The following is a 14,578-nucleotide window of genomic DNA, read 5'->3' on the forward strand; positions in this document are numbered from 1 at the left end:
CACCATGCGCAACCACCGCAAGAACACCGTCCTGGCCGCCGCCGCCATCGCCGCCCTGTCGCTGGGCCTGACCGCCTGCGGCGGCGGGGACGACGCCGCGGGCGCCAAGGACGCCGGGAGCGCGAGCTCCGCCCAGTCCACCGCCGGCACGGGCGACAACGGCACGGCCGGCGGCACGGCGGACCAGACCGCCGCGAAGAGCGGCTCGGGCTCCACCGGCGGTTCGTCCACCGGCGGTTCCACGGCGGGCGGCTCCACCGGTTCCACCGGCGGCTCCAAGGCCGGCTCGACCACCGGCGGCAGCACCGGCTCCACCGGCGGGAAGAGCTCCGCCGAGGCCCCGGCCTGCGCCTTCGGCGACATCAAGGTCACGGCGGCGAAGGCGGACGAGGTCCCGACCGAGCACATCGTCCTCACCGCCACCAACACCTCCACCCGCTCGTGCACCCTGCTCGAGTACCCGCTCATCGCCTTCGGCCCGATCCAGACCGCCAAGGACATCCCGGCCGTCGCCAAGAGCAAGCCGGCCACGCCGATCGTCCTGAAGGCCGGCGAGCCGGCGTACGCCAACGTGCGCGTGGCCCTCGGCGGCGCCCACGAGGACAACAAGGTCGTGAAGGAGTTCAACGTGAACCTCTTCGCCCCCGAGGGCCCGGCCGAGGGCAGCATCGTCGTCAAGGCCCCCGCCGGCGGCCTCGCCGTCGACGAGGCCGCCGCGAAGACGGGCTACTGGACGTACGAGCTCCGCAACGGCGCCGACGAGTTCTGATCCGTACGGGGGTGTGAGTGACCCCGGTGCGGCTTCAGTGACCCCGGTGCGGCTTCGGGGACGGGTCCCGCCGTCCGCGAAGCCGCACCGGGGGTTCCGGACGGGCCGGGCCTCCGCGTTCAGGGGGCCAGGCCCGTCTTCGCGCCCGCCCCGCACAGGGGCACCACGGTGAGCCCCGGGCGGGGCGGGGCCGCGCTCACCGCCGCCCAGCAGGCCACGCCGGTCGCCTCGACGAACAGGCCCCGGCGGGCCAGGTCCCTTTGGGCGAGGCGGATCTGGTCCTCCGTCACCGTCAGGAACGTGCCGCCCGTCGCCCGCACCGCCCGCAGGATCTGGCGGGCGCGCGGCGGCGCCGGGATCGCGATGCCCTCGGCGAGGGTGGGGCGTGCGACGGCCGGCCGCGTGAGGTCCTCCGCGCCCGCGTGGAAGGCCTCGGCCAGCGGGGACACGGCCTCCGCCTGGACGGCGAGGAGCGCGGGCCGGGTGTCGGTGAGGCCGTGGCGGTGCAGCTCGTCGAGGGCGAGTGCGGCGCCGAGGAGCAGGGTGCCGTTGCCGACGGGGACGACGATCGTGTCCGGGAGGCGCCCGCCGAGCTCCTCCCACAGCTCGTAGACGTAGGTCTTGGTGCCGTGCAGGAAGTACGGGTTGTAGACGTGCGAGGCGTAGAACACGCCCGGTTCGTCGGCGGCCTCGCGCGCCGCCCGGGCCGTCGCCTCGCGGTCGCCTGCCACCTCGACGACCCTGGCTCCGTGCGCCCGGATCTGCTCCAGCTTCTTCGGGGAGGTGCCCTCGGGCACGTACACGACGCAGTCGAGCCCGGCCCGCGCGGTGTACGCCGCGATCGCCGTGCCCGCGTTGCCGCTGCTGTCGGCGAGGACCGTGCGGGGCTCCAGACGGCGGGCGTGCGCGGCGAGCAGAGCGGCGCCGCGGTCCTTGAAGGACAGGGTCGGCATGAGGAAGTCGAGTTTGGCCGAAACCGAGTCGGTGAGACGGACGAGCGGGGTGCGGCCCTCGCCGAGGCTCACCTCGGGCCCGTACGGGAGCGGAGGCAGCGCCTCCTCGTAACGCCACAATGAATTCACACGTGAGGCGAGTGACGGGAGGGGAACGGGCGCGCTCGCGAACGTGAGGTCCCAGGGGCCGCGGCACTTCGGACAACACCAGGTGAGGGCGGAGACGGGGGACTGGATCCGGCAGCGAGGGCACTCGTAGGCGGTCATGAGGGTCAGCATGTCAGCGGTGTGGCACGGGTGTTGCGGCCTTGTGAGGGCCCTTGTGAGATTCCTATGGATCAGTCAATCTTTCGCTCGGCAGCCGGACGTTCGAGACGGCGCGGGCCTCCCGTGTCGTATTGACATGTCCATGCCCTAGATCAGGCACAGTCCTGTCGTGCTCCTGCCTTACCCCACGAGGAGGACCCCCCACATGTCAGTGATGCGCGCACCGCGCCGCCGGACGGCCACCGCGGCGGCCATCGCCGTCGCCGCCCTCGCCCTCGGCTCCCTCACCGCCCTCCCGGCGGCCGCCGCACCGGCCGCCCCCGAGGGCGTCATCGAGAACGCCGGCGCCGAGGGCACCGTCCCCGGCAGCTACATCGTCACCCTCGACGAGTCCGCGCAGGCGGAGACCGCCAAGGGCCGGGCCGTCGCCGCCAAGTTCGGCGGGAAGATCAGGCGGACGTACACCACGGCGATCAACGGCTACTCGGTCGAGCTCTCCGAGGCCCAGGCGCGGAAGCTCGCGGCCGACCCGGCCGTGAAAAAGGTCGTCCAGAACCGCGTCTTCCACGTCGACGGCACCCAGCCCTCGCCGCCGTCCTGGGGCCTCGACCGGATCGACCAGCAGGCCCTCCCGCTGAACCAGAGCTACACCTATCCGGACTCCGCGGGCCAGGGCGTCACGGCGTACATCATCGACACCGGCGTACGCATCACCCACAGCGACTTCGGCGGCCGCGCCTCCTACGGCTACGACGCCATCGACAACGACAACACCGCCCAGGACGGCCACGGGCACGGCACCCACGTCGCCGGCACCGTCGCCGGCTCCACGTACGGCGTCGCCAAGAAGGCGAAGATCGTCGGCGTCCGCGTCCTCGACAACTCCGGCTCCGGCACCACCGAGCAGGTCGTCGCGGGCATCGACTGGGTCACGCGGAACGCCGTCAAGCCGGCCGTCGCCAACATGAGCCTCGGCGGCGGCGTCGACAGCGTCCTCGACGACGCCGTCCGCAACTCGATCGCCTCCGGCGTCACCTACGGGGTCGCCGCCGGCAACGAGACCGACAACGCCGCCAACCACTCACCCGCGCGCGTGGCCGAGGCCATCACCGTCGGCGCCACCACCTCGACCGACGCCAAGGCCAGCTACTCCAACTACGGCAGCGGCCTCGACCTCTTCGCCCCCGGCTCCTCCATCACCTCGTCCTGGAACACCGGCGACTCCGCCACCAACACCATCTCCGGTACGTCGATGGCGACCCCGCACGTCGTCGGCGCCGCCGCCCTCTACCTGGCCGACCACCCGACGGCGACCCCGGCGCAGGTCTCCACGGCCCTGACGACCGCGGCCACCCCCAACGTCGTCACCAGCCCCGGCACCGGCTCCCCGAACAAGCTGCTGTACGTGGGCGGTTCCACCACCCCGCCGCCCACCGGCCCGAAGTTCGAGAACACCGCGGACTACGCGATCAACGACAACGCGACCGTCGAGTCCCCGGTCACCGTCAGCGGCGTCACGGGCAACGCCCCCGCCGCCCTCCAGGTGCCGGTGAACATCGTCCACACCTACATCGGTGACCTCCAGGTCCAGCTGATCGCCCCCGACGGCACGGCGTACACGCTGAAGGCCTTCGGTACCGGCGGCAGCGCGGACAACATCAACACCACGTACACCGTGAACGCCTCCTCGGAGGTCGCCAACGGCACGTGGAAGCTGCGGGTCACGGACAACGCGGCCTACGACACCGGGAAGATCGACTCCTGGGCCCTGCAGTTCTGATCCACACCGCACGTCCCACACCGCACGTTCCACACCTGACGTAAGGGGGGGCGGTCGCCTGCGGGCGACCGCCCCTTCCGTACGATGCGCGACCGAGCGTTTGTTCGCATCGCCCGCCCGCAACAGGAGTACGTACTCGTGGAGCCGAGCCAGCCGACCCCGCCGATCCCGCCGCCCGCAGGCGGCCCGCAGCCCGGGGGATGGCCCGCCCCGGGGCCGTACACCTCCCCGGGGATGCCGTACACCCCGTACGGGCAGCCCGGCATGCCCGGCGCCGTCCCCTACGGGCAGCCGCCGCGCCGCTCCACCAACGGCCTGGCCGTCGCCTCCCTCGTGTCCGGCATCGTCTGCTGCCTCCCGCCCCTCGGCCTGATCCTCGGCCTCGTCGCCCTGCCGCAGATCAAGAAGAAGGACCAGGGGGGCAAGGGGCTCGCGATCGCCGGCATCGTGCTCTCCGCCCTCAGCTCCCTGCTGCTCGTCGTCGGCCTCGCGACCGGCGGCTTCAGCTCGGCGTGGCACGGCTTCAAGAAGGGCATGGACGAGGCCGCAAGCGCCAGGTCGACGTTCTCGCTGCGGACCGGGCAGTGCTTCAGCGGCGACGGCAAGCTGGAGGACTACACGACGGACGTCACCGTCGTCGACTGCGCCCGCCCGCACGACGGCGAGGTCACCGGCGACTTCAAGGTGACCGGCTTCGACAAGTGGCCTGGCGACGACACGCTGGACGACCTCGCCGGGGAGCGCTGCGAGACGGTCAACTCCACTTACGCGATGGACACCTGGGCGGTCCCGAAGGACGTCTCGATCTACTACTACATGCCGAGCAGGGAGAGCTGGCGGGCCGGTGACCGGGCGGTGACCTGCGTGTACGCCAGTGAGAGGAAGAAGTTCTCCGGCTCGGTGCGCTCGGACAAGACCACGCTGACCCTCGACCAGACCTTCTTCCTGACGGCCGTGAACCCGATCGAGACGGCCGTCTACGAGGAGCCCGAGGACGACGCGGACGAGGACTTCGCGTCGAACAAGGAATGGGCAGGGGAGCTCCTGGTGGCGATCGACGCGGCCCGCTCGAGCCTGGGACAGCGCACCTGGCCCGGCGACTCCACGGCCCCGGTCGCGGCGCTCCGCAAGGACCTCGACGCGGCCTCGAAGCGGTGGGCGAAGCTGGCGCACGCGGCCGACGCGGACGCCTACTGGGAGGCGTACGACGCCGCCTGGGACGCCCTTCCCGAGAACCTGGGCGCGGAGGCGCGGATCTCGCTCGGCCTGACGGGCACACCGCCGGCGGGCGAGGGCACGCAGGCCTGAGCGGGTCGCTTCGCCGTGCGGACGGGGCCGGGTCTCCCTCTGAGGGAGGCCCGGCCCCGTCGTGTGCGGACCGGAGACGGCGGACCGGGGACGGCGGCCCGTGACCGACCGCCGTTCCGGAGCACCGTGAGCGGCGGGGTACCGGTCCGCGGCTCATGGGGAGGGGGCGAGGATTGTCAGCGCGGGGTCAGGCCCCGGTCGATGGCGGTGATCAGCTCGCCGTCCGGGGTGTCCCCGTCGAGGGACCAGACCATCGCGCCGCCGAGCCCGCGCTGCCGGATGTAGGACGCCTTGGTGCGCAGGACGGTCGGGTCGTCGTACGTCCACAGGGTGGTGCCGTCGAAGAGCCACGCGTGGCCGTTCCGGTGTCCCCGGTGCAGCGTGTACGTCCCCGAATCCGCCAGCTTCTTCAGGAACTTGTAGTCCTCGGAGCCCGCCGTCCAGGTCGCCGGGGCGGGCCCGGTCGCCGGCTGCCCGAGGCCGTCGCCGCCGCCGGCCACGCCGGTCCAGCCCTGGCCGTAGAAGGGCATGCCGACCACGAGCTTGTGGGCGGGGGCGCCGCGGCGCAGCCAGGCCCTCACGGTCTGGTCGACGCTGAAGTCGTCCTTGGCGAAGAGGGCGGACTGCTGGGCGGTGGTCTTCTCGCCGGAGACGTGGAAGTCGTAGCCCTGGAGGTTCACGAAGTCGAGGTCCCGCATGATCCTCGCGACGTCGAAGCCCGCGTCGATCTTGGCGGGGGCGGTGGGCACGTAGGCGCTGAGGTCGTAGTGGACGCGCCGCGGCAGCGAGCGCCCGTAGGCGTCGAGCTGCGTGCGGAACTCCCGTACGAGCGCGGTGAAGTGGGGCTTGTCCTCCGGGCGGATCACGTTCCCCGGGGCGCCGTCCGAGCCGGGCCACTCCCAGTCCAGGTCGATGCCGTCGAAGAGTCCGGCGGCGGCCCCGGCGCCGCCGCGGGCGCCGTCGACGGGCAGGTTCCCCTTGATGTACGTGTCGACGCATGAGGCGACGAGGGCCTTGCGTCCGGCGTCGGTGCGCACCGCGTCGGAGAAGTGCGCGGAGCCGCTCCAGCCGCCCAGCGAGATCATGACCTTGAGGCCGGGGTTCTCGGCCTTGAGCTCGCGCAGTTCGTTGAAGTTCCCGGCCAGGCGCTGGTCGGCGGTGTCACCGGTGCCGTCCACGGAGTTCGCGGCGCCGACGGGGCGGACGTAGTCGGCCCAGGGGTCCGAGCCGGGGGCGTTGCCCATGAGGCAGGTGCCGTCCGGGCCGACCACGCCGAAGGCGTAGTTGATGTGGGTCAGCTTGGCGGCGGTGCCGCTCGTCTGCAGATCCTTGACCTGGAAGTTCCGGCCGTAGATGCCCCATTGGGTGAAGTAGCCGATCCGCTTGGGCGCGGGCGTGTGCGGGGATGTCCGCGGGGACGCCTGCGCGGACGTGCGCGGGGACCGCTGGTGCGCGTCGGCGGCGGGGGCCAGGGTGGCGAGGAGACCGAGGGCGGCCGCGGCGGCGAAGGCGAAGGCCGGCTTGGTCATGGCTCTGGGGCGCATGGGCTCGTTCCTGTGCGGGGCGGGATGGAGCGTGCGGGCAGGAACCTATTGGTCTGGACCAATAGGGGTCAAGGGGTTCGTCCGCATCCCTCCGGGGTGACCGCGGGTAGCCAGGCGTTTCATCACTTCGAGTGAAACTTTGGCCCATGCTTGCGGATCGCGACCGTCGGTTGTCAGGCTGTAGCTGTCAGTCAACCTGAGGGGAGTGTCCAGTGACGTTCGGTGAGCAGCCCGCCTATCTGCGCGTGGCGAGCGATCTGCGGGAGAAGATCGCCAACGGCTCGCTTCCGCCGCATACCCGCCTCCCCTCGCAGGCACGCATCCGCGAGGAGTACGGGGTGTCGGACACCGTCGCGCTGGAGGCCCGCAAGGTGCTCATGGCCGAGGGGCTCGTGGAGGGGCGCTCGGGTTCGGGCACGTATGTGCGCGAGCGTCCCGTGCCGCGCCGGATCGCCCGCTCCGGCTACCGCCCCGTGTCCGGAGCCAGCCCCTTCCGTCAGGAGCAGGCCGCCGAAGGGGCCCGCGGCACCTGGGAGTCGCGCAGCGAGCAGGAGCCGGCGGGCGCCGAGGTGGCAGAGCGGCTCGGCATCGAGCCGGGGGAGCGGGTGATGCGCACGCGGTACGTGTACCGGGACGGGGGCGAGCCCATGATGGTCTCCACCTCCTGGGAGCCCCTCGCCGTCACCGGCCGGACGCCGGTCATGCTGCCCGAGGAGGGCCCCCTGGGCGGCTGCGGCGTCGTCGAGCGCATGGCGGCCATCGACGTGGTCGTCGACAACGTGGTGGAGGAGGTGGGGGCCCGGCCCGGCCTCGCGGAGGAACTCCTGGCCCTGGGCGGCGTGCCGGGGCACGTGGTGATGGTCCTGGAGCGGACGTACTACGCCTCGGGCCGCGCGGTCGAGACGGCCGACGTCGTCGTCCCGGCGGACCGCTACCGCGTCTCCTACCACCTGCCGGTGCGGTGAGGCCCGTGCCGGAGTGACAGTTCGGCGGTGCCGGGCCGGTGCCGGGCAAACGGTCGGAGGGGCTGGGTCGCTGCGGGGGTGGCCGTTCGGTGGTGCCGGGCCGGCGTCGGGGTGGCCGTCCGGCGGGGGCGGCGGCGGGCCCACCGGTCAGCGGGGCCGGGTGTCCGGGGCTTGTGACCAGGAGTTAACGGGGCGTCAGGTCGCGTAACCGCGCCGCAATCACGCGCCGTCGGCCGCCGTCACGCGCGGCTCCTACCTTCCTCGTCCGTACCCGCGACCCGGTCGGACGACAGGAACCCTCATGACGGACACGGTCACCACACCCACCCCGGAGCCGGTTGGGGGCACCTCCCAGGCCGTTCAGGCACTCGGGGAGGCCGCGCCGCCGCCCGCCGGCCCCCGCCGCAGTTACGCGAAGCTCGCCGCGGACGAGAGCCGCGAGGACTACTCGCTGCGGTACGCCCCGCACTCCTTCCGGCGCTGGTCGCCCGGGACCGTCGCCGGCACCGCCCTCGGCGGCATCGCCTACCTCGCCGACTTCGCGATCGGCGCCTCGATCGTCTTCACCTACGGCTTCGGCAGCGGCCTCGCCTCGATCCTCACCGCCGCCGTCCTCATCTTCCTCACCGGCATCCCCATCGCCCGGGCCTGCGCGAAGTACGGCCTGGACATGGACCTCATCACGCGCGGCGCCGGCTTCGGCTACTTCGGCTCCACGCTCACCTCGCTCATCTACGCCTCCTTCACCTTCATCTTCTTCGCCCTCGAAGGCTCGATCATGGCCCAGGCCATGCACCAGGCCGTCGGCCTGCCGGTGCAGGTCGGCTATCTCCTCACGACCCTGATCGTCATCCCGATCGTCTTCCGCGGCATGGGCGCCCTCGCCAAGGTGCAGGCCTGGACCCAGCCGGTCTGGCTCGTCGGCCTGGTGCTGCCCTTCGTCGTGCTCGCCTTCGAAGCCCCCGACGCCTGGGGCGCCTTCGCCTCCTTCGGCGGTACGGAAGGCGCGGGAGCGGGCTTCTCGTGGATCGGCTTCGGTCTCGGCACGGGCGTCGCGCTCTCCCTGATCGCCCAGATCGGCGAGCAGGCCGACTATCTGCGCTTCATGCCCGCCAGGACGGAGGTCAACAGGCGCCGCTGGAACCTCGCCGTGCTGGCCGCAGGGCCCGGCTGGGTCGTGATCGGCGCGGCCAAGCAGCTCGGCGGCGCGTTCCTCGCCTTCGTGGCCCTGGAGGCCGTCGGCAAGACCCACGCCCTGGAGCCGATCGCCCCGCAGATCGAGGCGCTGAGGCCCTGGCTCGGCTCGTTCGCGCTGCCCGCCGCCGCGCTGTTCGTGATCGTCTCCCAGGTCAAGATCAACGTCACCAACGCCTACAGCGGCTCGCTGTCCTGGTCGAACTTCTTCTCCCGCGTCACCCACCGTCACCCCGGGCGCGTCTGGTACATCTTCCTCAACCTCGCCGTCGCGCTGACGCTGATGGAGATGAACATGTTCGCCGCCCTGAACAAGCTGCTCGGGTTCTACTCCAACGTCGGCATCGCCTGGATCGCGGCCGTCGCCGCCGACCTCGTCATCAACAAGCGGGCCGGCTGGAGCCCCCCGTACATCGAGTTCAAACGCGCCTATCTGTACGCGGTGAACCCCGCCGGCTTCGGTGCCATGGTCATCGCCTCGGTCGTCTCGATCCTCGCCTTCTTCGGTCTCTTCGGCACCTACGCCGAGGCGTTCTCCACCTTCATCGCCGCCGGCCTCGCCGTCGTGCTCTGCCCGCTCATCGCCTGGGCGACCAGGGGCCGCTACTACCTGGCCCGCCCCAACACGGTGAACGGCCCCGGGGCCGAGGTCGCCGACGAGCGGGCCACCCACATCTGCGCGGAGTGCGAGACGGCCTACGAGCTGCCGGACATCGCCGACTGCCCCGTGCGGTCCGGCCCGGTCTGCTCCCTCTGCTGCTCGCTCGACGCCACCTGCGGGGACGTCTGCCGCAAGGACCCCGAGGGCGCCGGCGGCCCCGTCCTGATGCCGGTGCCGACCGTCCCCGCGGCGGCGCCCGGCGCGTGACCTTCGGCCTCCTTCCGTCGGTTCCCGGCCGATCCGTGCCTCTTTGTGAAAACCCGTATCCGCTGTGTGAAGGTCAGGCGTAAGCTCCGGCATATGCGGATTGCGGTTTCCCGGAGATCCTTAGCGGCGCCCGGACCGGCGGAGGGAGAAGTCTGATGACCGACAGCGGCCCCGTCCTTTCCTGGCTCGTCATACGCCAGGACGACAACGGCAACCGCTACCGGGTGGGGCGGTACGCGACCAAGGACGAAGCCCAGAAGATCGCGGACAGCCTCGACGACCGCGGTCACAAGCAGCTCTACTGGGTCGAGCACATCGGCAGCCCCGCCCTCTGACCCCGGCGGGCACCGGCCGGGCCGGGCTACGCTCGCGCCCATGACGGAACGCACCACCGACCCCGCCGCGCCCCACGAGCCCCACCGCGACGCCGGCCCCGGCCAGGGGGCCGGCGTCGTGGTCGTCGTCGCGGGCGCCCTGTACGACCGGGGGCGGCTGCTCGCCGCGCGGCGCAGCGCCCCCGTCGAGCTCGCCGGCCGATGGGAACTCCCCGGCGGCAAGCTCGAACAGGGCGAGAGCCCGGAAGAGGCCCTGGTCCGTGAACTCCGGGAGGAGCTCGGCGTGGAGGTCGAGCCCGGCGAGCGCATCCCCGGCGAGTGGCCGCTGAAGCCCGGATACGTCCTGCGGGTGTGGACCGCCCGGCTGCTCTCCGGCGAACCGCGCCCCCTGGAGGACCACGACGAGCTGCGCTGGCTCTCCCGGCGCGAGCTGGACTCGGTCGACTGGCTCGACCAGGACCGCCCCGCCGTCGCCGAGGCCGCGCTGAGACTCCCGGCGGCCCCCGCCGACGGAGCGCGCGGCTGACTCTCCCTACGCCGTTCGTGCCACCGTGCGCCCGCTGACGCCCCCGACGGGATATCCCGTCCCAAATAGCGGGTATGTCCAAAATGACCCCTTGGGAGGGGGCATGGACCTTCCTGCTGACGCACGGCTGGGGAAGTGATCGGGTGTGATCGACACCGACGGCGACCGCGCGGAGTGGAACTTCCCGGCGGAGGCGAACGCCGTGCGCACGGCTCGCCACGCGGTGCGCGAGACCCTGCGTGCCTGGGAGCTCGACAAGGCCCTCGGCGATGTGACCGTCCTGCTGGTCAGCGAGCTGGTGACCAACTCCCTGCGGTACGCCTCCGGCCCCATCGGGGTCCGCCTGGTCCGCCCCCGCTCCGACGGCGCCGACCCGGCGCATCCGCCGGCGCTCCTGGTGGAGGTTTCCGATCCGCTTCCGGATCCACCGACCGAGCGGGTCCCGGGGCCCGAGGACGAAGGGGGTCGAGGGCTCGGTCTCGTGGCCTGTTCCGCACGCCGCTGGGGAACCCGTAGAGGAAGGACGGGCAAAACCGTATGGTTCGAGCTGGCTCTCCCTGGTGAGTAAACAGGGTGGGACAACGATCACCGGTACTCGGCGAGGGACGAACGAGACCACCCTGTGATCGTGAACGTCGTGCCGTCGGGGCCTGCCGTATTGAATACTGCGGGCATGGCCGGTCCGGTGCGGTGAGCTGGAGGGGACGGTCGCGTGAGCGAGATACCTGAGACGGCGAGCGGCGGCGTCGTGTGGCAGAGCAGCCCGCCCGGCTCCATCTATGACTACATCCGGGTGGCCTCCTTCTCGATCGGGCCCGACGGCCTCGTCGAGCAGTGGAGCCGAAGGGCCGTGGACCTCTTCGGGGTCACCGCGGAGGAGGCCAGGGGCAAGGACCCCGTCGAGGCCTTCATGCCCGCCGACCTGCGCGAGCGCGGCCACCGGCGGGTCAAGGAGATCCTCGACGGCAAGGAGTGGACGGGCCTCGTCCCGTTCCGCATGCCCGGCGAGGACCGGCCCCGGGGCATCGCCGAGATGTACGTCATGCCGAGCGAGACCCAGGCCGGGGAACGGGCCGCGCTGTGCATCGTCGTCGACGTACGCGCACTCCGCCGCATCGAGACGGACCTCGCCGCCTCCCAGGCGATATTCGGCCAATCCCCCTTCGGCTTCCTCCTCTTCGGCACCGACCTCACCGTGAAGCGGGCCAACCGGCGCTTCGCCACCGTCTTCGGCGGCGAGGCCGACGACCACCGCGGCCGGACCGTCCACGACTACCTGGGCCACGCCGAGGCCGACCGGATGACCACCGCCCTCCGGCGGGTCCTGGAGACCGGCGAGTCCGTCACCGACTTCCAGATCGTCGGCGCCGCCCCCGGCGCCAGGGACCGCCGCCACTGGTCCATCAACCTCTACCGCGTGCACAGCGGCTCCGGCCGCCCGATCGGCGTCGCCGGCCTCGGCATCGACGTCACCCGCCGCCACAACGCGGCCAGGGAGGCCGCCAGCGCCCGCCGCAACCTCGCCCTCCTCAACGAGGCCGGCGCCCGCATCGGCAACTCCCTCGACCTGGAGGCCACCGCCCGCGAGCTCCTCGACGTCGCCGTCCCCGGCTTCTGCGACCTCGCCTCCGTCGACCTCTACCAGGGCCTGCTCACCGGCGACGAGGCCCCGCCCGGCCGCTGGGGCAACTCCCACGACGTCGGCTACGGGGCGGGCAGCGCCGAACTCCGCAGGGTCGCCTTCGCCAGCGCCGTCTCCGACACCCCCCTCAGGACCGACGAGGGGCACGGCCCGGGCAGCGGCTGCTGCGGACCCGTCCCCATCGAGGTCGGGGCCGTCCACCGCTACCCCTTCAACTCGCCCTGCGCCGGAGCCCTGCGCACGGGCCGGATCCGGACGGTCCCGGGCTCCGAAGGAGAGCTCGTCCAGTCCACCCTGGTCGTCCCGATGGTCGCCCACGACACCGTCGTCGGCCTCGTCCAGTTCTCCCGCACCAAGGGCAGCGAGCCCTTCGGGGAGCGCGACCGGGCCCTCGCCGTCGAACTCGCCGCCCGCACCGCCGTCTGCATCGACAACGCGCGCCTCTACCGCCGCGAGCACGAGCGCGCCCTGATCCTCCAGCGCAGCCTGCTCCCGCCCGGCGACCCCGAGGCCGCGGGACTCGACATCGCCTGCCGCTACCTCCCCGGCACCGCCGCCACCGAGGTCGGCGGCGACTGGTTCGACGTCATCGAGCTCCCCGGCCATCGCACCGCCCTCGTCATCGGCGACGTCATGGGCCGCGGCCTGCGCGCCGCCGTCGCCATGGGCGAACTCCGCACCGCCGTCCGCACCCTCGCCCAGCTCGACCTGGAACCCGCCGAAGTCCTCTCCCACCTCGACGAGATCGCCCGCGGCCTCGGCGCACCGATCGGCGCACAGCAGTCCCGCACCCACAAGAACCGCGGCCCCGAGCTCGCCGAGGTCTACCTCGCCACCTGCGTCTACGCCGTCTACGACCCGGTCACCCGCCGCTGCACCTTCGCCAACGCCGGGCACCTCCCGCCGGTCCTCGTCGAACCGGGCGAAGAGGCCCTGCTCCTCGACGTACCCCCCGGGATGCCGCTCGGTGTCGGCGGGGAACCCTTCGAGGAGGTCGAGGTCGAACTGCCCGAGGGCGCCCTCCTCGCCCTCTACACCGACGGGCTCGTCGAGTCCCGCGACCACCCCCTGGACGAAGGACTCCAGGCCTTCCGGCGCGCGCTCACCGACCCGGCCCGCCCCCTGGAGGACGTCTGCGACCGGGTCCTCACCAGCCTGAACACCGGACACGGCGAGGACGACATCGCCCTCCTCATGGCCAGGATCCAGGGGCTGCCCAGCGAGGCGGTCGGCGACTGGCAGCTGCCCAGGGAGCCCCGCTCCGTCGGCCGGGCCCGCGAACTCGCCCGCGCCCAGCTCGCGGCCTGGGACCTCGAACCGCTCGTCGACACCGTCGAACTCCTCGTCAGCGAGCTCGTCACCAACGCCCTGCGCTACGGCGAGGGGGAGATCCGGCTGCGCCTGCTGCGCGACCGCACCCTCGTCTGCGAGGTCTGGGACGCCGGTCTCGTCCAGCCTCGACGCCGCAGGGCCCGGGACACCGACGAGGGCGGCCGCGGCCTCCAGCTCGTCGGGCTGCTCTCCTCTTCCTGGGGCTCGCGCCGCACCCCGCGCGGCAAGACCGTCTGGTTCGAACTGGCCCTGCCGGACGGCGAGGGGGCGACGGAGCCCACGGTGGAACAGCTCCTCAGCATGTTCTGAGGCGCGCTCACGCGTACGCGAGGAGCCGCCGGATCAGGCCTTGAGCGCGGCCAGCCGGGCCTCGATCTCGGCGCTGTCGCCGAGCGCGTCCAGCTGCTCGAACTGGGCGTCCAGCGAGGAGGCGGCGAGCTCCTGCTTGCCCAGCGCCTTCGCCTCCTCGCGGCGCACCTTGTCCTCGAAGCGGCTCAGCTCGCTCGTCGGATCGAGCACGTCGACGTTCTTCACGGCGTCCATCATCCGGTTCTGCGCCTGGGCCGACTTCGCGCGGGCGACCAGCTCGTCGCGCTTGGCCTTCAGCTCGCCCAGCTTCGCCTTCATCTGGTCGAGGCCGGTCCTGAGCTTCGTCACCACCTCGGTCTGCGCGGCGATCGTCGGCTCCGCCGTCCGCGCCTCCTTCTCCGACTGCAGCTGGCGGCCCAGGGCCACCTTCGCCAGGTTGTCGAAGCGGTCCGCCTCCGCCGTCTGCCCGCCGCTCCGCAGCTCGTCCGCCTTCCGGCTCGCGGCGAGCGCCTTGCCGCCCCACTCCTTCGCCGCCTCCACGTCCTCCAGGTGGTCCTGCTCCATCAGCCGGAGGTTGCCGATGGTCGCCGCCACCGCCTCCTCCGCCTCCGCGATGTTGTTCGAGTAGTCGCGGATCAGCTGGTCCAGCATCTTCTGCGGATCCTCCGCCTGGTCCAGCAGCGCGTTGATGTTGGCCTTCGCGAGCTGGGTGACCCGGCCGAGAACGGTCTGCTTGCTGCTCATGGCTCATCTCCTCGAAGGGACGGAAGGGAGAGGACGGCCGTC

12 protein-coding genes are annotated in these 14,578 nt (G+C 72.2%); 9 read left to right on the plus strand and 3 right to left on the minus strand.

Annotated features, from left to right (window positions below; genetic code table 11):
• Nucleotides 1-4: 4 nt before the first annotated feature.
• Nucleotides 5-769 (plus strand): DUF4232 domain-containing protein, encoded by a 765-nt coding sequence (locus ACN9M0_RS23775; RefSeq protein ID WP_366036293.1) that lies wholly within the window; start codon nucleotides 5-7, stop codon nucleotides 767-769.
• Between the two features lie 119 nt (nucleotides 770-888).
• Here the strand turns inward: ACN9M0_RS23775 and ACN9M0_RS23780 are convergent, their stop codons facing one another.
• Nucleotides 889-2,001 carry a threonine synthase gene (locus ACN9M0_RS23780; RefSeq protein WP_366036294.1) on the minus strand — a complete coding sequence of 371 codons (1,113 nt, stop codon included), beginning with the start codon at nucleotides 1,999-2,001 and terminating at the stop codon, nucleotides 889-891.
• Nucleotides 2,002-2,194: 193 nt separating this feature from the next.
• Here ACN9M0_RS23780 and ACN9M0_RS23785 point away from each other — a divergent pair, with 193 nt between their 5' ends.
• Both ACN9M0_RS23785 and ACN9M0_RS23790 read left to right on the plus strand, forming a co-directional pair.
• The gene (locus ACN9M0_RS23785) at nucleotides 2,195-3,769 is read left to right on the plus strand and encodes a S8 family peptidase (protein WP_399701140.1); all 1,575 of its coding nucleotides are present in this window, start codon (nucleotides 2,195-2,197) and stop codon (nucleotides 3,767-3,769) included.
• A gap of 138 nt (nucleotides 3,770-3,907) precedes the next feature.
• Nucleotides 3,908-5,077: a DUF4190 domain-containing protein gene (locus ACN9M0_RS23790; RefSeq protein ID WP_426404162.1), complete on the plus strand. Its 1,170-nt coding sequence runs from the start codon at nucleotides 3,908-3,910 to the stop codon at nucleotides 5,075-5,077.
• 176 nt (nucleotides 5,078-5,253) lie between these two features.
• Here the strand turns inward: ACN9M0_RS23790 and ACN9M0_RS23795 are convergent, their stop codons facing one another.
• Nucleotides 5,254-6,621, minus strand: coding sequence for a glycoside hydrolase family 18 protein (locus ACN9M0_RS23795; protein ID WP_426404163.1), 1,368 nt, complete (start codon nucleotides 6,619-6,621; stop codon nucleotides 5,254-5,256).
• A gap of 212 nt (nucleotides 6,622-6,833) precedes the next feature.
• Between ACN9M0_RS23795 and ACN9M0_RS23800 the strand changes: the two genes are divergently transcribed.
• From ACN9M0_RS23800 to ACN9M0_RS23825, 6 genes are all read left to right on the plus strand, one after another.
• Nucleotides 6,834-7,586 (plus strand): GntR family transcriptional regulator, encoded by a 753-nt coding sequence (locus ACN9M0_RS23800; protein WP_366036298.1) that lies wholly within the window; start codon nucleotides 6,834-6,836, stop codon nucleotides 7,584-7,586.
• Nucleotides 7,587-7,887: 301 nt separating this feature from the next.
• A complete protein-coding gene (locus ACN9M0_RS23805) occupies nucleotides 7,888-9,648 on the plus strand; it encodes a purine-cytosine permease family protein (RefSeq protein ID WP_426404164.1) in 1,761 nt (586 codons plus the stop codon).
• 155 nt (nucleotides 9,649-9,803) lie between these two features.
• Complete coding sequence (locus tag ACN9M0_RS23810) at nucleotides 9,804-9,983, plus strand: SPOR domain-containing protein (protein ID WP_366036300.1); 180 nt, start codon at nucleotides 9,804-9,806, stop codon at nucleotides 9,981-9,983.
• Nucleotides 9,984-10,023: 40 nt separating this feature from the next.
• Nucleotides 10,024-10,509, plus strand: a complete 486-nt coding sequence (locus ACN9M0_RS23815) for a (deoxy)nucleoside triphosphate pyrophosphohydrolase (RefSeq protein ID WP_399701133.1) — start codon at nucleotides 10,024-10,026, stop codon at nucleotides 10,507-10,509.
• 145 nt (nucleotides 10,510-10,654) lie between these two features.
• A complete protein-coding gene (locus tag ACN9M0_RS23820; RefSeq protein WP_366036302.1) occupies nucleotides 10,655-11,077 on the plus strand; it encodes an ATP-binding protein in 423 nt (140 codons plus the stop codon).
• Between the two features lie 144 nt (nucleotides 11,078-11,221).
• Nucleotides 11,222-13,792: a SpoIIE family protein phosphatase gene (locus tag ACN9M0_RS23825; protein ID WP_426404165.1), complete on the plus strand. Its 2,571-nt coding sequence runs from the start codon at nucleotides 11,222-11,224 to the stop codon at nucleotides 13,790-13,792.
• A 33-nt stretch (nucleotides 13,793-13,825) separates the two neighbouring features.
• Here ACN9M0_RS23825 and ACN9M0_RS23830 read toward each other — a convergent pair whose 3' ends face one another.
• A complete protein-coding gene (locus tag ACN9M0_RS23830; protein ID WP_366036304.1) occupies nucleotides 13,826-14,536 on the minus strand; it encodes a PspA/IM30 family protein in 711 nt (236 codons plus the stop codon).
• Nucleotides 14,537-14,578: the final 42 nt, after the last annotated feature.

Origin of the sequence: Streptomyces sp. R-07 (genome assembly GCF_049913175.1) — a bacterium.
GTDB lineage: Bacteria > Actinomycetota > Actinomycetes > Streptomycetales > Streptomycetaceae > Streptomyces.

What these genes read in the sequence shown, in the direction of transcription:
- ACN9M0_RS23795 (WP_426404163.1), bottom strand. Translation starts at nt 6,621, where the DNA reads ATGCGCCCCAGAGCCATGACCAAGCCGGCCTTCGCCTTCGCCGCCGCG.
- ACN9M0_RS23780 (WP_366036294.1), bottom strand. Translation starts at nt 2,001, where the DNA reads ATGCTGACCCTCATGACCGCCTACGAGTGCCCTCGCTGCCGGATCCAG.
- ACN9M0_RS23775 (WP_366036293.1), top strand. Translation starts at nt 5, where the DNA reads ATGCGCAACCACCGCAAGAACACCGTCCTGGCCGCCGCCGCCATCGCC.
- ACN9M0_RS23785 (WP_399701140.1), top strand. Translation starts at nt 2,195, where the DNA reads ATGTCAGTGATGCGCGCACCGCGCCGCCGGACGGCCACCGCGGCGGCC.
- ACN9M0_RS23815 (WP_399701133.1), top strand. Translation starts at nt 10,024, where the DNA reads ATGACGGAACGCACCACCGACCCCGCCGCGCCCCACGAGCCCCACCGC.
- ACN9M0_RS23810 (WP_366036300.1), top strand. Translation starts at nt 9,804, where the DNA reads ATGACCGACAGCGGCCCCGTCCTTTCCTGGCTCGTCATACGCCAGGAC.
- ACN9M0_RS23805 (WP_426404164.1), top strand. Translation starts at nt 7,888, where the DNA reads ATGACGGACACGGTCACCACACCCACCCCGGAGCCGGTTGGGGGCACC.
- ACN9M0_RS23830 (WP_366036304.1), bottom strand. Translation starts at nt 14,536, where the DNA reads ATGAGCAGCAAGCAGACCGTTCTCGGCCGGGTCACCCAGCTCGCGAAG.